Raw genomic sequence first — 25884 nt, 5'->3', positions numbered from 1 at the left:
CGTTGTTTTTTATAGCATATCATGCCCCGGTTTCAACCACGGGTCAAGCCGATAAAGGGCGGTAGCGTTCCGGCAGCACCGCCTTTCCTGCCCATTGCTTGGGCAGCTTCTGGTCAGGCGCCTCGGCCATCTTCTCCTTGAGCCGCTTTAACCCCGGTCGGGCAAATTTGGGATGTCCTTCCTTGAGGGTGCGCCCGTTGATCACCGCCTCACTCCTCAAACGGTGGCCTACCGTGCGCTCCAGTTGTCTCCCCAGCCACAAAATGCGATCCACGTTGTAACCGTGTTCAATGCCCATTTCATCGATTTGCACCAGCATGTCTTCGAGGCAGGTCAATCCCACGTAACGGGGATCTTCGTAATAGTATTCACCGGTCCCGGGAACCGGGCAATCGTCTAGGAAATTGGCCGGCTGCCCGCCCAGACCGCCCAACGTTCCCTCGAAATGGCAGATACCTGCCTGAAGAGCGGCCAGCACCGAAGCCGACGCCACCCGTTTGGTCTCGTGGAAGTGGGCGATGTGCACCGAAGTATCAGGAATTTCGTCGAGAATCATGGAGAAATATCGGTACACCTCCGGCGCCGAGGCGCTACCGTCGTGGTCGGCATGCTCGATATCAGTAGCGCCGATCTCCAGCCAACGTTTGGTGAACTCCACGGCATCTTTTAACTCCGTGGCCCCGGCAATGGGGCTGCCCCAGATGGTGCTGACGGTGCCGCACATCCGAAGTCCCGCGTCCCGACATTTGCGGATGGCTCGTTCGCACTCTTTCCAGTATTCGGGCAGGGTCAAGCCGGAGTTTGCGAAATGGTGTTCCTCTTCGGTGGAAACCATCATCAGGCAGCGATCCGGACCGACTCCCTTTTTGGCCAGGGCGATAGCCCGGTCCACTCCCGGCTCCCGGATGGTCACGGCGGTAATAGTAATATCGTCCGGGTTGATGCCCTTCTTTTGGCAGCGGCCACGGAAGCGGTCGCTGCGCAGGTGCGCCAGAAGTTGTTCTGCGTCGCTGAACTGAGGCATGAGGTAGGGGTTTCCCAAATTGGTCACCTCGATGTTGCGGCAGCCGGCAAAAATCATCTCCTCGGCGTAAAAAATCTTGGCGCGGGTCGAGATGAATTTTTCCAGATGCTGAAAGCCGTCCCTGACGGTGATGTCGCCGAGGGTAATCTTCTTGGGCATTCTCGGAAAAATTTTCCAATAATCGTATTCGGTCATGATGCCTCCTCTTAAATTTTCAGGCTTCCTTTACGGCCTTAAATTTTTTATTTTTAGCAGCCCTTGTAAACCGGTTTTCGTTTTTCACGAAAAGCGGCCAACCCCTCCAGTCGATCCTCTGTGGGAATACATACCCAGTAAGCGTTGGATTCAATGGCCAGGCCGGTGGACAGATCCGTCTCCATGCCGTAGTTGATGGCATATTTGGCCTGTTCGATGGCCACTGGGCCGGTTTCGCAGATCTCGGCAGCCATCTGTCGGCAGTTGTCAATAAGGAGTTCAGGCGCACAGACCTTATTCACGAGCCCAATCTCCAAGGCCTCGGCCGCACTGATGCGCTTGCCGGTGAAAATCAATTCTTTTGCTTTGCCCTTGCCCACCAGACGCGGCAGTCGCTGGGTACCGCCGGCACCGGGGATTATGGCCAACCGGGCTTCGGTGAGCCCCATGGTGGCTGTCTCCGCAGCGATGCGGATGTCCGAAGCCAGCGCCAGTTCAGTACCGCCTCCTAAAGCCACTCCGTTGACGGCGGCAATCACCGGTTTGTTGAGCTGTTCAATGGCCGTAAACAGGTTGCGGATGGTAAAGATGTACTCCTTGACCTGGACAGGCGACAGCGTGGACCGCTCCTTCAGGTCGGCGCCGGAGCAAAACGCCCGATCGCCGGCCCCAGTGATGATGACGACGCGAACCAAGGGGTCAAAGCGGATGTCGGCGATTCTTTCCGCCAGTGCATGAAGCAGGGCAAAATTGAAAGAATTCATGACCTCGGGCCGGTTCAAAGTGATGACGGCTACCCCATCTTGCTGCTCAGTAAGCAGAATCATATCGTTCATGCAACCCTCCGAAAAAGGACGTGTTGGTTGAAACGGTCAGCATCCGATGTAGCGTGAAATAACTATGCGCTGGACTTCCGAGGTGCCTTCTCCGATGTCCAGCAACTTCTGGTCTCGATAAAACCGCTCCACATCGTATTCCTTCATCAGTCCATATCCGCCGTGAATCTGCACGGCGTGATTAGCCACCCGTCCCATGAGTTCCGAGCAATAGAGCTTGGCCATGGCGGCCTCTTTCTCAAAAGGGCGCTTGTGGTCCCGCAGCCAGCAGGCTTTGTAAAGCAGGTTGCGACCGCATTCGATTTCCATGGCACTGTCCGCCAGCTTGAAGGCCACGGCCTGGAACTTGGAGATGGGCTGACCGAACTGCTCCCGCTTCTGGGCATATTTTAATGCTGCATCATAGGCACCCTGGGCACCACCCAGCCCCATGGCGGCGATGGATAGCCTTCCGCCGTCCAGGGTCTTGAGCATCTGGTGAAAGCCGTCACCCTGCTGGCCAAGGATATTCGCCGCCGGCACGCGCACATCATCGAAGTAAAGCTCGGCGGTGTTGGAGGAACGCCACATCATCTTTTTTTTCATGGGCACGGCCTTGAATCCCCGAGTACCGCTTTCAACGATAAAACAGGTATATTCCGGTTTTCCGTTGGGGCGGGTGCCGGTGATAGCCTGGACCGTCACCCCCAAGGTCATATCACTGGCCGCGTTGGTGATAAAAATCTTGGAACCGTTGATGACCCACTCGTTGCCGTCGCGCACTGCCGTGGTTTTGGACCCGCCGGCATCCGAACCGGCAGTGGGTTCGGTGAGCCCGAACCCCCACAAGGCCTTTCCGTTGCAGAGCGTGGGCAGATATTTCTGTTTTTGTTCTTCGCTGCCGAAGTAGTAGAGCGGACCGATGCCCAGAGAGTTTCCCGCTGCAATGGTGGCCGCCTGGGAGCCGTCCACCCGGGCGATCTCCTCAACCGCAATAATGTAGGAGATATAATCCATAGCCTGGCCCTCGTATGTTTCAGCGACAAACATGCCGAACAGGCCGATCTCGCCCATCTTGCGCGTGAGGTCGGAAGAAAATTCCTCTGCTTCGTCCAGTTCCAGGGCCACCGGCGCGATCTCACTCTGAGCGAACTTACGAACCTCCTTGCGAATCATTTCCTGTTCTTTAGTCAAATCAAAATCCACGACGACCTCCTTTTCGCACCGTATTGCTGCGGCGCCGGCTTCCTTTCAGTACCGTTGAAAATATCTTTTCAGTAACTGGCAGGGGTGTTGAGATTTCCCTGCTTCAATCCGCTGATAATAAAATTCTCATAGATGTCGGCAATCTCATCTACCGTCAGACGCCCGTTAGGCTTATACCAGGTGGCACCGGCCGTACACAGGGTCAAGATGGCGTAGGATAAAATCTTGACGTCCACGTCGGCGAACACACCTTGTTCGGCACCCTGGCGGATGAGGTCCTGAAAGATCAGCTCATATTCATCCCGCTTTTGGGTAATGGACCGGTAGTGCTCCGCGGTGAGCCCCCGCAGTTCGCTGTTGGCAATGAAGTTCTCCTTCTGCCGTTCCAGGTGAAACCGCACATGGCCGCGAACCGCCGCCCGCATCCGCTGCTCAGTGCCCGTTCCCTTCGCAAGGCACCGCTTGAGGGTAGTGGTCAGATCGTCCATGGTGGACTTTAGAATGTGAAACAGCAGATCCTCTTTGCTGGCGTAGTGATAATAAATGCTGGCCTTCTGGATGCCGCTGCCCCCGGCGATATCACTGATACTGGTGGCAAAGTATCCTTTTTTGAAAAAGAGATCGATGGAAACGGATTTAATGGTCGCTTTCATGTCGGCCATAAGGCAATTCGGCTCGGGGATGCAACGGACAATGACCGGCGGGCTGTACACGGGGGTGAATCAAAAACAGTTATATTTACCGACCGGTCGTTAGACTGCAATATTTATTAAGCGAATTGTCAACGGGTTGTCAAGACCCAAAATGGTGCTTCGAAGAAATGGTATTCGAAAAACCTGTCTCCTATGAGTGCTTGACAAGTGAACCGGAAAATGGTCTACGCATAAAGTGTTAAGTGACAGTTTACGCTTTTAATAAATACCGGCACTTGATCAAAAACGGATAATCGTCGTGCCTGAATTCAAGGACAAACCCCAAACACGAGACGGCCGCCCGTTTCTCAAGATGAAGGAAATCGTGAACGCCACCGGCGTGCCCAAGTCCACCATCATTCTTTACGTGAATACCGGCCTGCTGCCCCAACCGGTGCGTACACAACGCAACATGGCCTACTATCATCCGTCCTGTGTGGAGCGGGTGGCCTTTATCAAACAGACTCAATCCCGCTACCGGTTACCCCTGGCAGCCATCAAAGGCCTGCTCAAAGAAATGGACAAGGGTCATGACGTGGACCCCCTGGTGGAACTTCAGATCGACCTGTTCGGTTCTCGGGGCAGGAGGATAGGCAAGACCGCCTTTTTCAAAACCACCGGTTTAACTGCCGACCAGGTGAATCGCCTGTGCGAAGCTCGTATCCTAGTTCCCATGGCCGACGACCGGTTCGATGCCGAGGACCAGGCCATGGGGCGGATGCTTAAAATGGGGTTCGATCTGGGAATGACCATCCCGGATATAGCCTTTTACCCGGATCTGGCCGACATCGTGGTGAAAAAAGAGATCGCCCTGCGCCAAAAATACACCGATTCGCTCTCATTTGAAAAGGACGCCGCCATGACCCTGAAGCTGACCCGCATGGCCCGCGCCCTGAGGGCCTACGTCATCGACCGCATCATGCAAAAACGACTGTCCCACTTCAAGGGACTTAAAAATCGAACGGGTTAATACAGGAGAAAAGAAAATGACGGACCCCCTATTCCAGCCCATCACGATCAATCGGATAGAACTCAAAAACCGGATCTACATGCCAGCCATGCACCTGGGCATGGCTGTGGATTTCCAGGTGACCGACCAGTTGATTGCCTTTTATGCCGAGCGGGCCAGAGGCGGTGTGGGGATAATCTGCGTGGGCTATGCCACTGTGGACGATCTGTCCGGCAGCACCCAGAACATCGGCGCCCACGACGACGCCTTCATCCCCGGCCTCACCCGGCTGGCGACGGCCATCAAGGACAACGGCGCCCGAAGCGCCGTCCAACTCAACCATGCAGGCCGCTACAATTTCTCCTTCTTTCTGGACGGCAAGCAGCCGGTAGCGCCCTCTCCCGTCGCCTCGCGCATGACCGGGGAAACCCCCAAAGAACTTACCAAAGAGGAGATCCGGCAGACCATCGATTCCTTTGCAGCCGCTGCCCTTCGAGTGAAATCCGCCGGGTTCGATGCCGTGGAAGTGCTCAGCGGAACCGGCTATCTGATCAGCGAATTTCTTTCCCCACTCACCAACCAGCGCACCGACCGGTATGGCGGCAGTCTGGAAAACCGCATGCGCTTCGGTTTGGAAGTGATGGCCGCCATTCGCGACGCCGTCGGTGACGATTACCCGCTGATCGTACGTATGAACGGCAACGATTTCATGCCCGGCGGCAACGGCCGCTTGGAACTTCAGGAATACGCCCGGGCGTTGGCAGCTGGCCCTGCCGATGCCCTGTGCATCAACGTGGGCTGGCACGAAGCCCGCGTTCCCCAGATTGTCGCCGCGGTTCCCCGGGGCGTTTTTGCCTACCTGGCCAAAGGCATCCGCGAACAGGTGGATGTGCCGGTGATCGCCAGCCACCGCATCAACGACCCGGCCACGGCCCGCGAGATGCTCGCCGACGGCATGTGCGACATGGTCGCCATGGGTCGCAGCCTGATCGCCGATCCATGGCTCCCGGAAAAGGCCCGCCAGTCAAAAGAAGCGGACATCATCCACTGCGTTGCCTGCGCCCAGGGGTGCTTCGACCACCTGTTCCAGCTCAAACACGTGGAGTGTATGTGCAACCCCCGGGCCGGCCACGAAAACGCGATGGCGATTAAAAAAACATCGCGGCCGAAGAAAGTGATGGTGGTGGGCGGTGGTCCGGCAGGCATGAGTGCCGCGATGGCGGCCCACGAGTGCGGCCACCAGGTGACACTCTTTGAGATGGCCGACCGTCTGGGAGGTCAGCTTTTCCTGGCCGCAGCCCCTCCCGGACGGGCCGAATTCGCCTCACTGGCCAAGGATCTGTCCCGACAGGTGAAGGCGGCAAACATTCCCACGGTATTCAATTGTCGAGTCGATGAATCCCTGATCCGTGAGGAAAATCCCGATGCGATGATCCTGGCCACGGGCGCAACCCCCCTGTCCCCAAACATTCCCGGCTGCGACCTGCCCCACGTGGTTCAAGCCTGGGATGTGCTGGCCAACCGGGTGATCACCGGCCGGCGTGTAGTCATCATTGGCGGCGGTGCCGTTGGCGTCGAGACCGCCCTCTTCCTGGCCGAGAAGGGAACCTTGTCCGCCGAGGGCGTCAAGTTCCTGCTGGTAAATCGCGCCGAGAGCCCGGAGACCCTTTTCGAAATGGCCACCCGGGGTACCCGGCAGGTGACGCTGGTGGAGATGCTGGACAAGGTGGGCAAAGACATCGGCAAGTCCACGCGCTGGGGCATGATGCAGGAATTGTCGCGTATGGGGGTGACCACGGTCAACCGGACAACGGTGGTCGAAATCAGCCTCGAGGGCCTGAAAGTGGAAAAGGACGGCCAGCAGGAAACAATTCCCGCTGACACGGTGGTCGTCGCCGCCGGAGCCTCATCCTACAACCCGCTTCAAAAGGTGGTGGAAAAGCTGGGCATCGCCTTCAAGGTGGCCGGTGACGCCGGCAAGGTGGCCCTGGCCTTTGATGCCGTGCATCAAGGGTATCGGACGGGAATGGAAATATAGTCCGAAATAGCATTTTTTGGCCCAAGCCGGCGGCCTCTTGCTGTTTATCGCGGACCGAAACAGGCAAAAAGCAGAGATGTTTTTTATCGTTATCGCGTCTCCAGAGCCTCACGCACGGCACGGGCAATGGCTTCCATGGTCACCGGTTTCATCAGTATCTGCCGGATACCGATGGATTTGGCCTGCTGCTGATCGAACACCTCGGAAAAACCGGTGCAGACGATAATGGGTATCTCCCGGCGGATAGATAGCATCTGCCCTGCCACCTGGTCCCCGGTCAACCCCGGCATGTTGTAATCGGTAACCACGATATCGAAACGGAGAGGATCCTGCTTGAAGGCTTCCAGGGCATCAAGACTTCCGGTGATGGCGGTCACCCGATACCCCAGGCGGTGGAGCATTTCTCTCCCGATCTCCACCAGGTCTTTCTCATCATCCACCAGCAGTACATGTTCGGTGCCCCGGGGCAAAGAGATCGGATGCATGCGGCTTTCCGCCGATTCATCATCGGAGACCGGCAAAAAGACGGTAAACCGCGTGCCTTCGCCCACCCGGCTTTCCACGGATATCTCCCCTCGATGGCGTTTGACGATGCCGTGCACCACCGCCAACCCCAACCCCGTGCCCTTGCCTTTGTCCTTGGTGGTGAAATAGGGATCGAAAATGCGGTCGATGATGGCCGGGCTGATGCCGTCGCCAGTGTCGGAAACGGTCAGCCGCAGGTAGGGACCCGGTGGCAGGTCCAAGGCAGCGAAATCCGCCGATGCGTCGACGGCCACCGGTTCCAATGAGACACCCAGCACGCCCCCTGACGCCTGCATGGCGTGGTAGGCATTGGTGCACAGGTTCATGATGATCTGGTGAATCTGCGTAGGGTCGCCCAGCACCGGCCTGTCGGCTGTGATGGCCGCCTTGATCTGGATGTTGGCCGGAAGGGAAGACTGAAGCAGCTTGATCGCTTCCTTGACGATGGGAGAAATTTTAATGGGTGCCTGGAGCTGTTCCTGCATGCGGCTGAAGGCCAGAATCTGCTCCACCAGGTCTCTGGCCCGATGGCCTGCATGATTGATGGCCATTAACTTGGGGTAAAGGGGGTGGGCTTGATCGTCCAGATCCTGCAACCCCAGCTCCGAGTACCCCAACACAGCGCTGAGGATGTTGTTGAAGTCATGGGCGATGCCCCCGGCCAAGGTTCCCAGAGCTTCCATTTTCTGGGCCTGGCGCAGCTGGGCCTCCAGCTTTTCCTTGTCTGCTTCGGCCCGGATTTGTTCGGACAGGTCGATAAAACTTTCCAGAAAGCATTCCCGACCCGATAGCGTGGTTCGGGAAACAGTTCTGAGCACCGGCACGTTGCACCCGTCCACCGTCATCAGTGTTCGTTCGGATAGTCCCATCTCCTTATCCGACACCATGGGACAATGACCGGCTTGTGAGGGACAGATCACCTCGTGGCAGACCTTCCCGGTAAGCGCCTGCGGATCGGCGCCGATCATGCCGGCTGCAGCAGGATTGATATAAACAATGTGCTGGGTTTCAGCATCGACGATAATGATGCCAATGGGAATGGTGTCCAGAATTTTACGGAACCGCGATTCGCTATCCCGAAGCTGCTCTGAAGCGCGGACCGCCCGCAAGGCTTCGCAGCTGTATGAGGCCAAAATGGTACCGATCTCCCGGTCCTGATCCACGAAGGGAGGCGGCGTTTTGCTGTGCAGGGTCATGATGCCGGCAATACCGCCGAACTCGTCAGGCAGGGGAAACACCAGGGCCGAACCATCGGCATATCCTTCCCACCCACTGGGTCGGATTGCCTCATTTTCACCAATATGGTGCTCCAGAATGGGCTGGTTTTCTGCCATAGCAAGCGCAAAAAGTGAATTTTCTGGCAAAGGAAAGGCAATGAATTCGGCGGCATGGCCCCTGTCCAGGGTATGTACCAGCCGAAGGCCGTGATTCTCCTTCAAGTAGATGCTGCCGCCCGTGGCCAACATGTGCTGACCGAACTCTTCCAGCAGCAACGATCCGAACTCCTGAACTTCACTGCAGAAAGAGAGGCTTCGCGTGGTATCCACAATATGCCGCAACCGGGCGTTGATTTGTGACAGATTCGTGTTGGCCTGCTCTAATTGGTCGGTTCGGGCTTCAACCTGGTGTTCCAGCTGCTCCCGGTAGGCCTGATTCTCTCTTTTCAGTTGTCCTTTTTCCAGAGCGGCTTCAACAGCATAGGTCAGGACGGATAAATCAGCGATGGGTTTGAGCAGGTAGTCCCAGGCGCCGCAATGAAGCGCTTCGATGGCATCGGCGATAATGCCGGTGCCCGATGCCACGATCAACGGCGTCAATGGAGAAACCCGGCTGATCTGTTGGAGCACCTGATTGCCGTCCACTTCGGGCATGCGCAGATCGACAATGACCAGGTCCGGCTGTTCATCGTCATACAGGGACAGTCCCACCCGTCCGTTTTCAGCAGTAAGAACCTCATATCCGCAATCTTCCAGGTGGGCACCGAAACTGTCTCGAATGGCTTTCTCATCGTCAATGATCAGTATACGAGATGGGGTCATGGTTCCGGGTCTCCTTGCTGAGATTACGGTTTTGTCAACATTCACGGTCATGACATGCCCGTTTTCGGCAGGCGGATCACAAACCGCGTACCCTCCCCATTTGCAGAAAACACATCCATTTTACCGCCGTGATTTTCGGTAATGATAAAATAAGAAACAGAAAGACCTAATCCGGTTCCCTTGCCCACCGGTTTGGTCGTAAAAAAAGGCTCGAAAATCCGGCGGCGGGTTTTTGCATCCATCCCGGGCCCATTGTCCTCGATTTCCACCCGCACCCAACATTCATCATCATTCACCCTCAGGGTAAACGTTGGCTGTACCTTCCGATCAGCCACCTCTGCCATGGCCTCGGCACCGTTTTTCAAAATATTCAGAAAGACCTGTTGAAGTTTACTTGCCTCGCAGGGAACGGGAGGGACCGTATCATCATACTCCCTGACAATATGGATCTGTTTGAAGTCATAACGTTTTTTCATATCATAATCGGTTTGCGCCAATTCAATGGTCTGTTCCAACAGCGTCCCAAGATCATGACTAGAGACGCTGTGATCACATTTGCGAGCAAAACTGAGCATATTCCTGACAATCGCAGCAGCCCGTTTTCCTGAGGAACGGATGTTATCCAGCATGATGGGCAGCTTGCGCAGTTCCAGATAATACTGAATCGCTGCCATGGTGGTGCCGGCGGCCTCGGCGGCTTGCCGGTTCGCAGGCAGGTCCCCGAACAGACGGTTTTCCAGTACGGCTGCATTCTGCAGGATGCCGGCCAGGGGGTTGTTGATCTCATGGGCCATGCCGGCAGCCAGCCCGCCGACCGAGAGCATTTTTTCGCTCTGGATCATCATCTCCTCCAGTCGCACCCGCTCGGACACATCGTCCACGCGGATCACCGCCCCTTCGACGCCATTGGCCACCAATGGGAAAATGGTGACGTCTTCAAATCGCGTCTCACCGTTCGAATGCCTCGGAATTTTCGGGTCCCGCAGTACCCGCCGATCCTGAATGGCTGATTGAATGCGATCCATCTCATCGATCAACTGGGGGAAAACCGCTGTCAGGGGCTGCGACCGGGCCTGGTCGAAGGTCATTCCCGTGGCCAGTTCAGCCTGCTTGTTCCACTGGGTCACCCGCCCTTTCGTGTCGACGCCCACCAACACCGAAGGCATGGAGTTGATGATGTTGGTCAGGTAGTTGCGCAATCTCCGGAGTTCTTCGACGGCATTTTTGCGTTCGGTGATATCCTGATAAGTACCCAGCAAACCGATGATGTTCTCCTGATTGTCCCGGATGGGCACCTTGCTGGTCTGCAGCCAGATGGTATGACCCTCCGGTGTGGTCTGGGGTTCCTCATAATTGATTCGCGCGGTACCGGAATCGATCACCGCCTGATCATCTTTACGATACAAGTCCGCTTGGTCCCGCCAGGTCATTTCATAATCATCTTTTCCAATCAGCGCCTCCGGTTCGGATTGACCGGCATCCCCTGCAAAAGCCTGGTTGCATCCCAGGTAATGGCATTCCCGATCTTTCCAGAACACCCGCACTGGAATGGTGTCCAGTATCAGTCGCAGCATACGGTTGGCCTCCACTAGGTCCTCCTCGGCTCGTATACGCTCGGTGATATCCAGAAAAGACCCGATGCTTGTCTGGGTGCCGGGAATCAAACGAACCTTCAGCAGCATTCGCTTTACCGTGCCAGACCGGTCAACGAGGCCGCACTCCCATTGGGTGGGGGCGGAGGATGGATCTTCCCGGCGGGCAAAATGATAGGCTTCCATCCGTCCGACATCTTCGGGTACGATGAATTGCGTCCAACTCATCTTTCCTTCGATTGCTTCCCGGGAATAGCCCACCATCTTGGCAAATTCGCTGTTGACCATTGACAACGTGGTATCGGCCTCACTGAGCACCGTCCCTGTGCCGGTATTTTCGAACATGGTCCGATAGCGCTTTTCACTCTCCTGGATCCGGGCTTCCACCGCTCTTCGTTCGGTAATGTCCGTAGCCAGGCCGACGATAACCGGCTCTCCAAAATCATCTGCATCGCCGGGGATTTTAGTGACTTCCAGCCACCGTATAGCGCCGGTATGGTCTTGGAAAGGTTCTTCGGAAACGAATAGGGGCCGGCCCGATTCCAGCGCTTCGCGGTCGTCAGCAAGATAGCCTTGCACCTGGACCGGATCAGGATGAACCGATTCGTGGGACATGGAGATCAGCTCCTCGACGGCCATGCCATAAGCCTCCGCCACCGCTTGGTTGACCATGAGAAATCGACCCTGGGTATTTCTCACGAAGATCATCGACGGGACGATATCCATGATTCTGCGCAGCATGCGCTCGCTTCTTCTGACGTCATCCTGTGCCTGTTTCAGTGCGGTCACATCGGTATACATGGCAACCACACCCGTGAGGCTGCCGTCGACCATGATGGGCGAACCACCGGCAATAACATGAACAGGGGTCCCATCCTTTCTAAAACGTACCGTTTCGAAGGCTTCAACCCGTTTACCCGACAGAACGCGTCGGGTCTTTCCACCTGCTTCGACTCGGACCTCATCCCTGGTGACGAGGCCGTCCAATTCTTTGCCGCGAGCTTCCTGGCTGGTGTAGCCAAAGATATTTTCGGCCCCCGGGTTCCAATCCACCACCCGGTGCTGTGCATCCAACGTGATAATGGCATCCGGAGCATGATAAAGCACCGATTCCAAATACAGCTGCCGCTTGCTGATCTCTTCCTGGTCCGACTTACGGTCAGTAATGTCCAACACCACGCCCTGGTAGTGGGTGATGGTACCACGCCCATCCCGTTCAACCACGGTTCGGTCATCGATCCAGCGGACAGCGCCGTCTTTGGTGACAATACGGTATTCCTGCTTGAAATCGAAAACGCCCTGACGCGAGTACGACATCACCTCTTCAACCACCCGCGACCGGTCATCGGGATGAATCATTACACTGAAAGGGACCTTGCCCGAAAGCAGTTCCTCTTGTGTATAGCCGAATTGGTCCACATTGTCGGTAACATAAACAACCGGCCAGTTCTCCGTCGCCTGCCAGCGAAACAGTATCACCGGACTGTTTTGCACCACATGGTCCATCAACTGCAGGCGCGTTTCGGCATGTCGACGTTCGCTGATGTCATGGATGGTTTCGATGGCACCCACAACCGTACCGTTTTCGTCGTAAAGCGGACCGGCCGTATTGCGAAAATGTCGGTTGCCTAAAGGACGATGCGGCTCCAGCGTTTCCGAAAAGAGGAGATCGCCCTTTTTCTTGATATCTTTGTACTGGTTGGCGATCTGATCGTTCCAGGTACCAACCAGGTCGATCATCACCGGGCGTCGTTCACCGTAAAAAGGAATGGCGTATTCATAATTGCCTTTTCCCAGCATGGCTTCGGCCTTGATGCCGGTCAGGTTTTCCATGGCCCTGTTCCAGGCGATGACCCGGCTTTTCCGGTCAATGACAAAGGTGGGATCCGGCAGGAAATTGATGATCTGGGACATCTGCCGTTCAGATTTACGCAGTTTTTCTTCGGCGGCTTTGATTCCTGAAATGTCCATGATCACGCCGTCAAAAACAATCGTTGTGTCCTCACGGTGGGGAATGGAGTTACCGGAGAACCAGATCGTCTCACCGGACGGTTTGACAAACCGGCCTTCAAAATGCCAGGGACTGACGTGTTTCACCGCGTTGATGATGGACTCAAAAAACGGCGCCTGGTCGTCCTCGTGAACGCACGCCGAAAACTCCGAGAAAAATGCTTCCGTGGGGACATCCAGTTCAAAAATTTCAAAGACCTTGCCGCTTACAAAATTCAAACCGAACTTGCCGTCCGCCGTTGCGTAGAACTGATATACTACCCCGGGCACGTTGCTGGTGACCCCCGTGATGAACTGCTGGCTTTTCCGCAGTCGTTTTTCAACCCGGCGGCGGGCCGCAATGTTGGCCATTAAAAAAAGACTCAGCGAAGCCAAGGCGACAAGGGCCAGCAGGGTGCTCCAGATTACGGCCTTGTATTCCTGATAGATGGATACGGGGCGGTTGATGATCAGGCTTTGGGCTGGCAGGCGCGATTCGTCGATGCCGAATTTTTCCAACACCCGGTAGTCGAAGGCAAACCGGTTAGGGCTTTTCATTTGTATGGCAATCTCATCGGCTTTTTTTCCGGCAAGGATTTGCAGAGCCATTTTGCCCGCCGCATGGCCCTGCTCGTAGCCACTGACCAGCTTGCCGCCGACGATACCCAGGCCGAGGTTGAATTCCCAAAGGCCGAAGACGGGTACCGGAGATGCGTCGCAGATGCTTTGGGCGCTGTCGTCATACTCGTAAAACCGGCCGGCGGTATCGCGAAAGAAAAACGTGTAAAGGACGATATCGCCGTTTTTCAGACCGGCCAGCCGGTGGAGCAAATCCTCCCGCCGTAGATCTTCCCAATAGGAAAACACCAGTCGGTCACGATGGATTGCGGCAATCCGTTCGATTTCCTTATGGACGTTGCGGCCAGTTGGGGTGGTATCGTTGACCACCACAACGCGCCGGGTGGAAGGGAAGAGAATGAGAGCCTCATCGAGGGTTTCACGGACATCGGCGGCCTCATTGACGCCCGTAATGGGTGCCATTCCGTTCAGGTCGGCCGGGTTTAGATCGTTGGCCCCGCAGAAGATGGCCGGTATGCCGCTAAAAAGGGATTGGCGATGTTGTTTCAGGAAACTGAACGAATTGTTGTCAGCGGCGATGACGGCGTCAAAGGCGGTATGACGGTATTTTTCTTGGACCAGGTCGGCAAGGCGATCCAAGGCCCGTGGCGAATAGATGCGTTTGCTGTCCAAATATTCTACGAAAAGCTGGGTTTGCGGTTCAGCGGTCATGAGCGTTTCGCGAAACCCTCTGACCAGCTCATCGCTCCAGCGATAACCCGGGTGGTAGGCATTGATTAACAGCACGTTGACAGGGGGTGACGCGTAGCCGTCGGGAACATTGAGAGAAGAGACACCCAACAACATTAAGAACACCAATAACAGGCACGGTGTATTGATGGAGAACCTGACCGATACCCACCGGGAATGGTGTCGTTTGCCTTTTTGGTCGGCCATTATTCGAATCTTTCGTCCATATCAGCCTTAGGAAAACAACCATGGAAAGAACGGTCGCCGTCAGCGTTGACGCCTTTTTCTTTTATACCGTTATTGGCCGTTCAGGTCAAAAAGTTTAGCGTTATCGGGGATTTCTATCGAGAATCATTGGTCGAGGACGCCGGTGCGATGCGGATCTGCTGTACGGCGGTCAGGGATATCAGGGCCATGACAGCACCGGCGATAAAGGGAATGCGATAATCGACAATCCAGAAATAGCCCCCGACGGCTGGCAGAAAGACTGCGGCGATATGATTGATGGTGAACCCCACGGCCATGGTCGGCGCCACGTCGCCGGGATCACCCATTTTCTGGAAAAAGGTGTTGATGGCCATGCCGAAATTGAAAAAGATATGGTCGAGAATGTACAGGACGCCGGCCACCCATTTTGAATCGGTGAAGGCATAGGCAAGAAACACGGCGACCAGGCTGGCGTATTCCAGCGTGAGCACCTTGCGTTCGCCGAAACGAATAATGGCGCGGCCGATAGTGGGACTGAGAAAATAATTGATGGCATTGTTGAGCACAAACAGAAAGGTCACGGCCTGGACCGAATAACCGAATTTTTGGACCAGCAGGAGCACCGAAAAGGCGATAAAAATCTGCCGCCGGGCGCCAGCCATAAAGGTGAGAAAATAATAAAGGCGGTAACGCTTGCGAAAGATCATCCGCTTGTGCTGGGGCACGATGTCGGTGTTGGTGGGGGTGCGTGTAACCCCCCACAGCCCCACCGCTGCGATAAGCCCCCCGATGATCAGGTACATGTGGGTAAAATCCAACATGGAGGCCATGAAAAAGATAAACACCCCCACGACGATACTGGACGCGGAGGAGATGCTGCGCAGCTTTCCGAACACCCATGGCGAGGTGTGCTTGTCAAAATACTGAAGGGTAAGGGACATGTTGGTGGTTTCGTAGTAGTGAAACCCGAAGCTCATCGCCAGCGTCGTCAGGGCCAGCCCGGCAAATGAGGGAAACCACCCGGTAGCGGCAATGCCCAGTCCCAGCAGCAGGATGGACAGGGCGGAAAGTCGGTGCTCCGGGATAAGCCGGATGACAAAAATGGCCAGCAGGGCCAGAAACCCGGGAATTTCACGAATGGACTGGATTAGGCCGATACTGTCGCCGTCCAGCCGGGCCACTTCCACGGCAAAGTTGTTGAACAGGGTCGTCCACGCCTGCAGCCCTACCGTAGATCCGATGGTGAGCACCACCAGGTAGAGATACATGGGATTTTTTTTTACAGGGTCCATAACCGCGGCGCTCCCCGATGGTTCATCAGATCATTCACAAGCCCGCGGGTCTAACATCAATCGGGTAATGTAGCAAGTCGCTGAATGCGATTGGGTCCGCCTTTTACTGCATGACCAACCCAGCACGGAGACGACAAGCATCAGGGCGCATCAGGAGTGGCGTAGGTGGCCAGTATATTGCCCGTTCGGGTTTCCAGTTCCACCCACGCCTGGCGCAGACCGACCAGGGCCAGGGCCAGATTGCTCTGGGCGGTGGTTAGATCCTTTTGGGCTTCGTTGAGACGAACCAGGGATCCCTGGCCCGCGTTATACTCCTTTTCCACCAGATCCCGGGTACGCTGCACCAGGTCAACATTTTCCCGTTGGAGGGCCACCTGGGTCTGGGCCGTTGCCACCAGTGCCACGGAACTGCGGATCTCCGACGTGGCCGATAGGATCAGCTCATCCAGGCGCTTTTCAAGCTCTACCTTGCGCTGCCGGGCCTCGCGAACCCGGGCCTGGGTGTAGCCTCCGGCAAACAGGTTGTAGGACAAACCTACCTGGACGCGATTGCCGAAATCGTCCTGACCGAACCCCGGATCCTCAGCCCGTTCGCCTTCAAGACTGCCGGCCAGGACAACCGTGGGATAGTTGCCGGACCGGGCGATGTTGACCTGAGCATCGGTCTGTTTAATGCCCCACTGGGCCTGCTGGATATCCGGTCGATGATCCATGGCCGTGGCGATCAGGTCATCCACCGCCGGGCTGGAGAGTTCCACAGCCGTCTCCGGAGAGAGCCGGGCCAGTTGCACATGGTTCGGCAACCGGGAATCGGGCAGTCCCAGCAGAGCGGCCAGGCCGTAAAGGGCGATCTCATACTGGTATTCCTGGTTGATGCGGGTTGTCTTGGCCTGGTTTTTGCGGACCTGGAAGTTGAGCACATCGCTCAGCGCACCGGTTCCAACCCGCTGGCGGGCCTCGGCATCGGCCAGCTGACGCTGGTTGAAGGCTTCGTCCGCTTTGGCAATGGCAATGTTCTCCAAGGCCAGTTGGGCAGAAAAATAGGAGAGTGCCACGGCTGAAATCAGCAACCGCCGAGCGTCCTTCAACGCAGCTGCGCTGGATTGTTCGCCATAGCGGGCTGACGCATTGGAGAACTTGCGTTCAAATCCGTCAAACAGGGTCCATGATACCGTCAGATTGGCATTGTAATAGTCTTCGGGATTTTGGATGGAAGCGGTCGGATTAAAAAACCGTGCCATAGCCAGATTCTCCTGATAGGTGTTTTCGGAGAGGTCCACCCGAGCCCCGGATGCATTGGCGTCCAGCCAGGGGAAATAGGTGGAACGCGCCTGATCCACCTGGGCCTTGGCCTGTTGGACCCGTGCCGCCGCCGCTTCGAGGCCTGGGTTGCCGACCAGGGCGATCTTGACAGCGGCTTCCAGGTCCAGGGTCGACGTGGCGGCCCAGTCCACGGCTGGGGAATTCCCGGAATATTTTTTGACGGATGCCGCAGCAGCGTCACCTTCCTGAGCAATACCCGCCACCGGCAGGGCGAGAACGCAACAGAGCATGGGTATGGCGAACCAAAGGGAACGTCTTTTCATTTTTTCCACCCTTTCGTGATTTTTCAATGGCGATAGACTTTGTCCATCCATAATGTGGTAGATTTTTTTCCAGGCCGGGGCCAAAAATCACCACTTCTGGACGGACACTAGTTGCAGACATCCACCGACGGTGGGCGCAGTTGCTCAAGATCGTCGGCCAGCGGATTTGCATGCCGGTTTCTGGCCGGTTCCACGTCCAGTCGCCTGGGCCATTGGCCGTGCTTGATTCGGTGCACCACCAGTCGAAGGTCATTGAGTATGGCCAGCAGGCTGGGAATGAGCACCAGCGTGAGAATGGTCGCAAACGCCACGCCGGCCGCGATGGAAAGCGCCATGGGAATAAGGAACTTGGCCTGAAAATCGGTCTCCATAATCAACGGGGCCAGGCCGCCCACCGTACTCAAGGTGGTCAGGAAAATGGCCCTGAACCGCCGGGTTCCCCCCTGAAGGATCGCTTCAAAAAACGGCATTCCGCATGCAAAATTCTCATTGATGCGCTCGATGAGCACAATGGCGTCGTTGACCACCACGCCGGTAAGGGCCACCATGCCGAAGATGCTCATGATGGACAGATCGTAGCCCATCAGCAGGTGGCCGAATACGGCGCCGATAATGCCGAATGGCACGGTAAACATGATCACAATGGGCTGGGCATAGGAGCGGAACATGGTGGCAATGACAATGAAGATGCCCAGTACCGCCAGCGGAAATCCGATGAAGAGGCTGCCGAATGATTCGCGCATCTTCTTTTGCTCTCCCTGAAGGGCCACGAACAGTCCGGGATGGCGTTTTTTCAACTCGGGGAAATAGCTGGCCGACAGCTCTGCAAAGATTTCGTTGGCATTGGCTTTGTTGGTGTCCACACCGGCGCTCACCGCTACCCGGCGCATGCCGTCGGTGCGGGTGATGGTCGAGAATCCGGGGGTAAAGGTTACATCGGCGACCGACATGAGCGGCACTTCAAACCCACCGGCGGTGCGGATGCGCACCTGGCCCAGGTCGGACAGCCGGCTGCGCTCCTTGGCGGTGTAGCGCACCTTGACCCGGATGTCATCTCGTCCCCGTTGAAGCCGGAGCGCTTCGTCGCCGTAATAGCCGGCATAGATCTGCCGGGCCAGATCATCCACGGTGAGTCCCAGGGCCCGGGCTTCCGGCTTGAGGTGAAGCCGCATCTCGTTCTTGCCGGGAGAAAAGTCGGTACGTATCTGGTAAACCCCGTCGAATTTTCTCAGCCGTTCCATCAGCTCGTCGGCGGCAACCAGGATATCGTCCATGTCGTGGCCCTGGAGCCAGACCTCTATGGGGTCGCCGGGGGGCCCGGCCTCCATGCCGGCAAAGGTCAGGGATTTGATGCCGGGCAGGATGCCGATCTCCTTTTCCCAGAGCACCATCAGCTCCTCGGTATGGATTCCCCGGGCTTCGGAATCCAGAAGAATGGCCTGGACGGAACCATAGTGGGGGCCCACCTGGGGCATATCACTCAAGGTCTGTCCCACCAGGGTCAACCGGTCTTCCACCAGGGGCTCGCCGGACTGCGTATGAATTTTTTTCTCCAGCCGCGTCAAGGCAGCCTCGATCTCACCTATGGCCCTCCGGGTGACCTCAGGAGGAGTGCCGCTGGGGAACTCGGCCGTGGCAGTCATCACAAACCCGTCCAGCTTGGGGAAGACCTCAAACTTGATGATACCGCTGCGAACCATGCCGACGGTCACCATGAGCACGGTGATGGCCGTGGCCAGGGATATGTAACGCCAGCGAAGTGCCTTACTGAGAAACGGCATGTACACCCGGGCCACAAACAACACCATCCACCGGGAGGTCGTTTCTTGAACCCTGGAGAGTCGCCGGATCAGCTTGCTTTCCTGATCGGTGGTCCTGTTGGGGGAAGGCAGGTGGCTCAAATGGGCCGGCAGCAGAAAGAGGCATTCGACCAGCGAAACCACCAGGCAGGCGATCACCACGGCGGGCAGAATGGAGATGAATTTCCCCATGATGCCACCCACGTAGAACAAGGGCATGAAGGCCACGATAGTGGTTAGCACGGCAGCAATCACCGGCATACCCACCTCCGAGACCCCGTCTACAGCTGCTTTAAGGGCTGTCTTTCCCTGCATGCGGTGGACGTAGATGGCCTCGCCCACCACAATGGCGTCATCCACCACGATGCCCAATACCATGATGAGACCGAAAAGAGAGATCATGTTGATGGTGCCGCCCATGGCCCAGAGAATGACCAGGGCACCCGCGATTGAGGTGGGGATGCCCATACCGGCCCAGAATGAGAGCCGGGCATTGAGAAAGCACCAAAGCAGCAAAAAAACGATGCACAGGCCGATGATCCCGTTTCTCATCAAAAGGTCGATCCGCGCCTTGAGCATATCGGTGTTGTCGTATAGAATTTCGATATTGGCGCCGCTCGGAATCTGCTGCTGCTTATCCTTGATGTACCGATGGATGGTTTTCGAGATGACCAGGGCATCTTCTTCCGGCGTTTTGTAGACAATCAAAAGGATGGCAGGCTCCCCGTTGATGGTGGCGGCAATAGGGTCCTCGGAAAATCCATCGTCGATGTGGGCCAGCCGATCCAAAGTGACGACGTCACCCTCCGGCCGTGCCAGAACAACGACAGAGGCCAACTCCTGGCCCGTATATTTGCGCCCCATGGTGCGCACCCGAATCTCCTCTTCCCGGGTCCGAATGGTGCCACCGGCCAGGTTGAGGCTGCTTCGACGGACGGCATCGGTCACATCTGAAAAGGAAAGGCCGTATTGGCGGAGGCGCTCCTCGGAAACCTCAATGGAAATTTCGTAGTCCCGTGCGCCGAAGGTTTCCACCTGGGAAATAGTGGGCAGCTGCTGAATCTCGTCCTTGACCTGCTCGGACCACTCCTTGATCCGCCGTTCTGACATATCGCCGGACAGGTAAAGCAGCGTTACCACATCTTTGAGCAACAACTCGCTGATCACCGGCTTTTCCGCATCCACCGGGAAGGTCGAGATAGCGTTGACCTTGGTGCGTACTCGGTCCAGGACCTCGTCCACATCGTAGTCTTCGCGGACTTCGATATTGGCCGAACCCAGCCCTTCGAACGATTCGGTGGTGTACTGTTTGATGCCCTGCAACCCTTCGATAGCCTCTTCGATTTTACGGCTGATCCCCTCTTCCACCTCTTCCGGATCGGCGCCGGGATAAGGTACCGAAATGGTGATCATGTCCAGGGAGAACTCCGGGAAGGTTTCACGGATCATGTTGGCCGTAGCGATGTAGCCGGCGATAAAAATCAGCAACAGGATGATGTTGGCGAACACGGTGTTCCTGGCAAAGGCGGCAAGTACCCCTTTCATGATGTGGGCTCCCTGGCGGTGACTGCATCCGCAAATTCAAGCAATGCATTTTCAAGCGGGTCGATGATCCGGGTAACAATCACCGTATCGCCCGGGTTGAGTCCCTGGCCGACGTAAACATAATCTCCTTCGATCCGCTCCACACGAACATCCACAGTTTCAAGCCGGTTGTCGGCGTTAACCAGGTAGGCCTTATTTTCAAAGCTCACCGCCTGCCGGGGCAGCCGGTAGACATCGTGCATGGTACGGCCGGGTATGTCAATTGTGCAAAACATGCCTTCCACCAACGGCAGTGTCCGGTTCCCGTTGCCCGTGGCCGATGCGGCGGCGACTCGCACAGCCACGGTAAGGGTTCGCGTCTGCTGGTCGAACGTCACCACCCGGTTAAGAATGCCGGTCCATGCCGCTCCGGTCTTATCTTCGGTCCAGCGAATGGTGCACGCAACCGGCTTGAGCGTGGCGAACCAGGCGCTGGGCGGACGGGCGTCGACCGGCGTTTCAAACTGCAACCAGTGACGGGCGTCCCGGCTGTCCAGGGAAACCTGAATTTCCAGAATCGTATCGTCGGCCAAGGTCAAAATGTTCTGACCGGGAGAGACATACTGCCCGGTTTCCACCGATACTGATTTGATCCGGGCATCGAAGGGTGCCTTGACCGTACATCGGGACAAATTGGTTTCGGCCATCGCCAGACGGGCCTCGGCAGACAGCAGGCTGCTTTCGGCCTCCCGGATCTGCAACGGGTAAAGGCTCACTGCCTGGGATATCTGATCCGCCTGATCCAAGGCGCCGTTATAGGCCCGCTCTGCCTGATCCACCCCGGAACGGGTCCCTACGCGATCTGCCTCGAACAGCTGATGGACCCGTTCGAACTCGGTCCTGGCGAGCTGGGCACTGCGTTCCAGCGTTTTCAACCGCTGCATGTCGATGGCAAACTGCTTTTTCAACCGGGCCACCGAAGTCTGCCACTGGGCCACTCCGGCCCTGGCCTCCTGGAGGCCGGCCTCGTAATCGGCCGGGTCGATCCGGAACATCACGTCACCAACCGGAATTCGATGCCCGGTCTTGAGTGTTGGGTGGGTGTAGATCACCCGGCCGGATACTTCCGGCGCAACGGTCACCACGGTCAGCGACACGGCCTCCCCGAACCCGGTGATGATTACCGGATAGTCCCGGGGCTGGGCCGTCGTGGTCTGTACCTTGATGGGGCGCTCCTCGGTTTTGGCTTCGGCGGGAGGTTGCTTCAGGCTGGCCAACCCATTCATTGCCGCCCAGCCTACCGCAAGAATCAGGACGCAGATGGCGATTCGAAGCATCACGTGTTTTTTCTGCCGACTTTTTTCCTTGCTGTCCATTTGACTAACCTTGAATTAAGCTGAAAGTAATTTCTTTCCAAGAACCTGCTTGATCTGTTCGAGCACCTCGCACCATTTTTTGGTGGTTTCAGGCCCAACGGCCTCCACCAGCTCAACAAAATATCCCAGGAGCATCTCTTCCACCCGGGCAATATCCTCCAGCGCCTCGGGAGAAACCCGGATCACAACCTTGCGCCGGTCCTGATCACTGGGAACCCGGGTCAACAGCCCCCGTTCTACCAGGCGGTCTACCATGGTTGAGACCGATGGTGGGGATACGCCCAGCAGCGCTGCCAGTTCGGTAACCGACACCGCTTCACGAACACGAATCATGATCAGCATGTTCATCTGCGGTGCGGACAGCTCCCCGAAGCGGTCATCCTTGGCGATGCGCATGCATGCACCGGTAGATATCCGCATAATCTGGTCATGGATCATTCTTCCTGTGGTAAAGATAAAACGGGCATGGATCAATACATCTGGTTCTGTCATGGGGACCTCCAATAATTATGAAGGCAGTACATTAAGCTTTTCTAAATTTTTGTCAATATAATATTTAGCTAATCTAATAAGTTTTATTAACTAATAGGGGCCACCCGGCCCTCGGTCCCGCCTGCGAAAGCGTTTCGCAGAAGATACACGTGCTTTGCCGATCAGCCTTTTCAAAAGGGTAACAACCTGTATCGAATCGTAACGGTACACCTTCACACGCGGCTGGTTTTGGAGGCCGGGCATGCATGCCTATACGGCTGATGTTAAGAAATGATGTGCATCCCCGACAGGCTGTCGGATCAGCAATCAGGTCCACCATGGTTTTTATCTTAAGCTCATGTTAAAGAAAGGTCACCGGCGACCGATAATGTGGGAAACAGTTCAATTAACCCATAATATGCCCCGGACGGTAAAAATATGGCCCTGAGCAGGAAGACACCGCGCACCCTTTGCGTAACCAGTGGTAAAGGCGGTGTGGGCAAGACTAGCTTCACGGTAAACTTCGCCATCGCCCTGACCCGCAACGACAACCGCGTTTTGGTGGTGGACGGCGATATGGGACTGGCCAACGTGGACGTGTTGCTGAGGCTGTCAGTTAAAAACAATATCCGGGACATGCTGGAAAGTGGCGCCGATCCACGGCAGTCACTCATTTTCGCCCGCCCCAACCTGGCCATCCTGCCGGGCAGTTCCGGTGTTCCGGAGATGGTGTCGCTGGGAGAAAAACAACAAGACCGGCTGGCCGGCTTTATCAAGGATGTCTCATCGGATTTCGACTATGTCATCATCGATACGGCCGCAGGAATCGGATCTTCGGTGTTGTGGTATAATCGATTTTCCGACCACAACATTTTCATCCTGAGCCCGGACCCTACATCCATGACCGATGCTTACGCCCTGATCAAACTGCTATCCCGGGATCACGGAATCAACCGGTTCAACCTGGTGCTCAATTTCGTTCGCGGCATCCGAGAGGGCAACCATACCGTAGATACCATCAAGCGGGTGACCCAGCGGTTTCTTGGCTTGGAACTGTCCCACCTGGGCAGCATTCCGGAAGACAAGGCGGTCCGCCAGGCAGTTCTCGACCAGGTACCTTTTATCGAACAAAAACCCGGCAGCAAAGCGGCCAGGGCGGTCCATGACCTGGCAGAACGAGTTCATAAGCTGATCTGATGATTTCCATACTCGCCACCCCCACCCGCGGCATGACAACCGGCTGTCGCCATTTCGGAGCCGCAGCCTTGCTTTTGGCTCCCTTTCCGGCCAATGCCGCCGGCAGCGGCGATCCAATGCATGGGAGCATTTTTTGGGTGTTTCTATGGGTCGTTGTGCTTTTAGCGGCCATTTTTCTTGGCTACCTCCAGCAAAACCGAATGGTCCGCCGTAAAACCGCCGAATTGAGACGGGAACTATTCGAGAGGCAGATGGCCGAAAAGGAACTGCTGGCCGCGGATCACAAATTGCGGCAGTCGCTGGCGGAAAAGGAGTCGCTGCTCAAGGAGATCCATCACCGGGTCAAAAACAACCTGCAGATTGTCTCGAGCCTGCTCTACCTTCAGGAGGATTATATGAAGGATGCCAAAGGCGTGGAAATTCTGCGGGAAAGCCAGAACCGGGTCAAGTCCATGGCCCTGATTCACGAGCAACTTTACGGAACGTCAGATCTGGCAAAAATCGACTTCGGCCACTATATTAAGGGGTTGACCGCCAACCTCTTCGATGCCTACGGTATCGATCCGACCCGCATACGACTGAATGTCCGTGCCGATGATATTGCACTGGGGGTGGACATGGCTGTGCCTTGCGGCCTGATCATCAACGAACTGGTATCCAATGCCCTCAAGCATGCTTTTTTACCCGATGCCAGCGGGACGATTGACATCGTCATTCGAACCCTTGACGGTGGCCGGGTAGAAATCGGGGTTGCCGACGACGGCATCGGTCTGGTCGAGCCCCCGGCGGATGTTGGGAAAAAATCGTTGGGCCTACGGCTCATCGATACGCTTACGACTCAGATGGATGGCACCCTGGCTATCAAAACGGAAAATGGAACACGGTTCAGCATCACTCTGAACGCCCCTGAACGACCCCAAAAGGAGTTCTGACATGACACAGGCGACGATTCTGGTTGTGGAAGATGAAGGCATTGTGGCTCAAGAGATCAAAAGCCGCCTGGAAAAATCGGGATACACAGTGTGCGCCGTGGCCCATGACGGACGGACCGCCATCGCCCATGCCGGGGAGATGCGTCCGGACCTGGTACTTATGGATATCCGGCTCAAAGGCGAGATGGACGGCATCGAAGCCGCCGGCGTGATCCGGGACCGGTTCAACCTTCCCGTTGTTTACCTCACCGCCTACACCGATCCGGCCACCCTGGAGCGGGCCAAAGTCATGGAGCCCTTCGGCTACGTGGTCAAGCCCTTCGAAACCCGCAGTCTGATGGTGTCTATCGAAATTGCCATGCATCGCCACCGCGGCGAGTCCGAGCGGATCTACCGGGAAAAGCTCCAGGCGGTATTGGAAACCGCCGGTGCGATCTGTCATGAGTTGAACCAACCCATGATGGCCATCTCCGGCCACACGGAACTGCTCATGGACACCCTTGACCCGGAGGACCCCGTCTACCTGAAAATTTCCAAGATCAAATCCCAGGTGGAACGCATGGGCGCAATTACCCAGAAACTGATGGGCATCACCCGCTACGAAACCAAAGATTATGTGCAGGGAGAACGCATCGTGGACATAGAAAAATCGTCGTTGACCTTCGACTAGGGAATAACGCGTCGGCGGGAAGCGGTTCTCATCAACCGCGCCAAGTGACGATAATAGTGAAAGCTACCCAGAATCAGGGCACCGCCGATGGCCGTGTAAACCACGGCCAGGACATGTTTCGGGATCGATGAGTGCCGCAAGGAAATCCCCAGCGCAATCATCACCATGATGATCAGATAGCTTTTCCAGGCCTGGAAGGCAAAAAAACAACCCCGATCCGGCAGCCGGCGCAGGCGACGGATATTTTTTTGAGCAATGCTGCCAAACCCCCAACGAAAAAACAGCATGGCCAAAATCAGTCCCGCCAGTTCAAGACCCATGCCTCGAACGAGCCCACGATTCGCCACCCAGCCAATCCCGGTAGCACACATCATGATGCCCACGGCGCTCCACATCACACCGGAGGCCGTAAACAGCCAGCATTTGGGAACTGTCGGTTTGAGATGGGACAGGGTCAT

The 25884-nt window shown here is 56.3% G+C and carries 17 protein-coding genes; 5 read left to right on the top strand and 12 right to left on the bottom strand.

Going from position 1 to position 25884, the window contains the following annotated elements; translation table 11 throughout:
* Positions 1 to 43: 43 nt before the first annotated feature.
* The 4 genes from ACHZBS_RS12875 to ACHZBS_RS12860 form a co-directional block, all read right to left on the bottom strand.
* Positions 44 to 1219, bottom strand: a complete 1176-nt coding sequence (locus ACHZBS_RS12875; protein ID WP_319406920.1) for a pyruvate carboxyltransferase — start codon at positions 1217 to 1219, stop codon at positions 44 to 46.
* 53 nt (positions 1220 to 1272) lie between these two features.
* The gene (locus ACHZBS_RS12870) at positions 1273 to 2055 is read right to left on the bottom strand and encodes an enoyl-CoA hydratase-related protein (RefSeq protein WP_319406919.1); all 783 of its coding nucleotides are present in this window, start codon (positions 2053 to 2055) and stop codon (positions 1273 to 1275) included.
* 36 nt (positions 2056 to 2091) lie between these two features.
* Complete coding sequence (locus ACHZBS_RS12865) at positions 2092 to 3240, bottom strand: acyl-CoA dehydrogenase family protein (RefSeq protein ID WP_319406918.1); 1149 nt, start codon at positions 3238 to 3240, stop codon at positions 2092 to 2094.
* 68 nt (positions 3241 to 3308) lie between these two features.
* Entirely contained in the window at positions 3309 to 3902 is a 594-nt protein-coding gene (locus ACHZBS_RS12860) for a TetR/AcrR family transcriptional regulator (RefSeq protein ID WP_319406917.1), read from the bottom strand.
* A 289-nt stretch (positions 3903 to 4191) separates the two neighbouring features.
* Here ACHZBS_RS12860 and ACHZBS_RS12855 point away from each other — a divergent pair, with 289 nt between their 5' ends.
* The gene (locus tag ACHZBS_RS12855) at positions 4192 to 4902 is read left to right on the top strand and encodes a MerR family transcriptional regulator (protein ID WP_319406916.1); all 711 of its coding nucleotides are present in this window, start codon (positions 4192 to 4194) and stop codon (positions 4900 to 4902) included.
* A gap of 16 nt (positions 4903 to 4918) precedes the next feature.
* Entirely contained in the window at positions 4919 to 6919 is a 2001-nt protein-coding gene (locus ACHZBS_RS12850) for an FAD-dependent oxidoreductase (protein WP_319406915.1), read from the top strand.
* A gap of 89 nt (positions 6920 to 7008) precedes the next feature.
* On the opposite strand, the gene ACHZBS_RS12845 is transcribed toward ACHZBS_RS12850, so the two are convergent.
* The 7 genes from ACHZBS_RS12845 to ACHZBS_RS12815 form a co-directional block, all read right to left on the bottom strand.
* The gene (locus ACHZBS_RS12845; RefSeq protein ID WP_319406914.1) at positions 7009 to 9483 is read right to left on the bottom strand and encodes a response regulator; all 2475 of its coding nucleotides are present in this window, start codon (positions 9481 to 9483) and stop codon (positions 7009 to 7011) included.
* 47 nt (positions 9484 to 9530) lie between these two features.
* A complete protein-coding gene (locus ACHZBS_RS12840; RefSeq protein WP_319406913.1) occupies positions 9531 to 14579 on the bottom strand; it encodes a PAS domain S-box protein in 5049 nt (1682 codons plus the stop codon).
* A gap of 134 nt (positions 14580 to 14713) precedes the next feature.
* Entirely contained in the window at positions 14714 to 15871 is a 1158-nt protein-coding gene (locus tag ACHZBS_RS12835) for an MFS transporter (RefSeq protein ID WP_319406912.1), read from the bottom strand.
* Between the two features lie 140 nt (positions 15872 to 16011).
* Positions 16012 to 17457, bottom strand: coding sequence for a TolC family protein (locus tag ACHZBS_RS12830; protein ID WP_319406911.1), 1446 nt, complete (start codon positions 17455 to 17457; stop codon positions 16012 to 16014).
* 107 nt (positions 17458 to 17564) lie between these two features.
* Positions 17565 to 20801 (bottom strand): efflux RND transporter permease subunit, encoded by a 3237-nt coding sequence (locus ACHZBS_RS12825; RefSeq protein ID WP_319406910.1) that lies wholly within the window; start codon positions 20799 to 20801, stop codon positions 17565 to 17567.
* Complete coding sequence (locus ACHZBS_RS12820) at positions 20798 to 22156, bottom strand: efflux RND transporter periplasmic adaptor subunit (RefSeq protein WP_319406909.1); 1359 nt, start codon at positions 22154 to 22156, stop codon at positions 20798 to 20800. Before ACHZBS_RS12820 ends, ACHZBS_RS12825 begins: the two co-directional genes overlap by 4 nt.
* A 15-nt stretch (positions 22157 to 22171) precedes the next feature.
* On the bottom strand, positions 22172 to 22648 hold the full coding sequence (locus ACHZBS_RS12815; protein ID WP_319406908.1) for a MarR family transcriptional regulator: 477 nt from the start codon (positions 22646 to 22648) through the stop codon (positions 22172 to 22174).
* 417 nt (positions 22649 to 23065) lie between these two features.
* Between ACHZBS_RS12815 and ACHZBS_RS12810 the strand changes: the two genes are divergently transcribed.
* From ACHZBS_RS12810 to ACHZBS_RS12800, 3 genes are read left to right on the top strand one after another with little or no spacing between them, the layout of a single operon-like run.
* On the top strand, positions 23066 to 23824 hold the full coding sequence (locus tag ACHZBS_RS12810; RefSeq protein ID WP_319406907.1) for a MinD/ParA family protein: 759 nt from the start codon (positions 23066 to 23068) through the stop codon (positions 23822 to 23824).
* Positions 23824 to 24756 carry a sensor histidine kinase gene (locus ACHZBS_RS12805; RefSeq protein ID WP_319406906.1) on the top strand — a complete coding sequence of 311 codons (933 nt, stop codon included), beginning with the start codon at positions 23824 to 23826 and terminating at the stop codon, positions 24754 to 24756. Before ACHZBS_RS12810 ends, ACHZBS_RS12805 begins: the two co-directional genes overlap by 1 nt.
* 1 nt (position 24757) lies before the next feature.
* Complete coding sequence (locus tag ACHZBS_RS12800; RefSeq protein ID WP_319406905.1) at positions 24758 to 25426, top strand: response regulator; 669 nt, start codon at positions 24758 to 24760, stop codon at positions 25424 to 25426.
* Here the strand turns inward: ACHZBS_RS12800 and ACHZBS_RS12795 are convergent.
* Positions 25423 to 25884 carry a hypothetical protein gene (locus ACHZBS_RS12795; protein WP_319406904.1) on the bottom strand — a complete coding sequence of 154 codons (462 nt, stop codon included), beginning with the start codon at positions 25882 to 25884 and terminating at the stop codon, positions 25423 to 25425. The two genes, ACHZBS_RS12800 and ACHZBS_RS12795, sit on opposite strands and share 4 nt — an antisense overlap.

Origin of the sequence: uncultured Desulfosarcina sp. (genome assembly GCF_963664155.2) — a bacterium.
Classification (GTDB): domain Bacteria; phylum Desulfobacterota; class Desulfobacteria; order Desulfobacterales; family Desulfosarcinaceae; genus Desulfosarcina.
The sequence above is the reverse complement of the archived record's forward strand: the minus strand, read 5'-3'. Positions and strand labels throughout refer to the sequence as shown.

What these genes read in the sequence shown, in the direction of transcription:
- ACHZBS_RS12875 (WP_319406920.1), bottom strand. Translation starts at nt 1,219, where the DNA reads ATGACCGAATACGATTATTGGAAAATTTTTCCGAGAATGCCCAAGAAG.
- ACHZBS_RS12870 (WP_319406919.1), bottom strand. Translation starts at nt 2,055, where the DNA reads ATGAACGATATGATTCTGCTTACTGAGCAGCAAGATGGGGTAGCCGTC.
- ACHZBS_RS12860 (WP_319406917.1), bottom strand. Translation starts at nt 3,902, where the DNA reads ATGGCCGACATGAAAGCGACCATTAAATCCGTTTCCATCGATCTCTTT.
- ACHZBS_RS12850 (WP_319406915.1), top strand. Translation starts at nt 4,919, where the DNA reads ATGACGGACCCCCTATTCCAGCCCATCACGATCAATCGGATAGAACTC.
- ACHZBS_RS12845 (WP_319406914.1), bottom strand. Translation starts at nt 9,483, where the DNA reads ATGACCCCATCTCGTATACTGATCATTGACGATGAGAAAGCCATTCGA.
- ACHZBS_RS12840 (WP_319406913.1), bottom strand. Translation starts at nt 14,579, where the DNA reads ATGGCCGACCAAAAAGGCAAACGACACCATTCCCGGTGGGTATCGGTC.
- ACHZBS_RS12835 (WP_319406912.1), bottom strand. Translation starts at nt 15,871, where the DNA reads ATGGACCCTGTAAAAAAAAATCCCATGTATCTCTACCTGGTGGTGCTC.
- ACHZBS_RS12830 (WP_319406911.1), bottom strand. Translation starts at nt 17,457, where the DNA reads ATGAAAAGACGTTCCCTTTGGTTCGCCATACCCATGCTCTGTTGCGTT.
- ACHZBS_RS12825 (WP_319406910.1), bottom strand. Translation starts at nt 20,801, where the DNA reads ATGAAAGGGGTACTTGCCGCCTTTGCCAGGAACACCGTGTTCGCCAAC.
- ACHZBS_RS12820 (WP_319406909.1), bottom strand. Translation starts at nt 22,156, where the DNA reads ATGGACAGCAAGGAAAAAAGTCGGCAGAAAAAACACGTGATGCTTCGA.
- ACHZBS_RS12815 (WP_319406908.1), bottom strand. Translation starts at nt 22,648, where the DNA reads ATGACAGAACCAGATGTATTGATCCATGCCCGTTTTATCTTTACCACA.
- ACHZBS_RS12810 (WP_319406907.1), top strand. Translation starts at nt 23,066, where the DNA reads ATGGCCCTGAGCAGGAAGACACCGCGCACCCTTTGCGTAACCAGTGGT.
- ACHZBS_RS12805 (WP_319406906.1), top strand. Translation starts at nt 23,824, where the DNA reads ATGATTTCCATACTCGCCACCCCCACCCGCGGCATGACAACCGGCTGT.
- ACHZBS_RS12800 (WP_319406905.1), top strand. Translation starts at nt 24,758, where the DNA reads ATGACACAGGCGACGATTCTGGTTGTGGAAGATGAAGGCATTGTGGCT.
- ACHZBS_RS12795 (WP_319406904.1), bottom strand. Translation starts at nt 25,884, where the DNA reads ATGACCCTGTCCCATCTCAAACCGACAGTTCCCAAATGCTGGCTGTTT.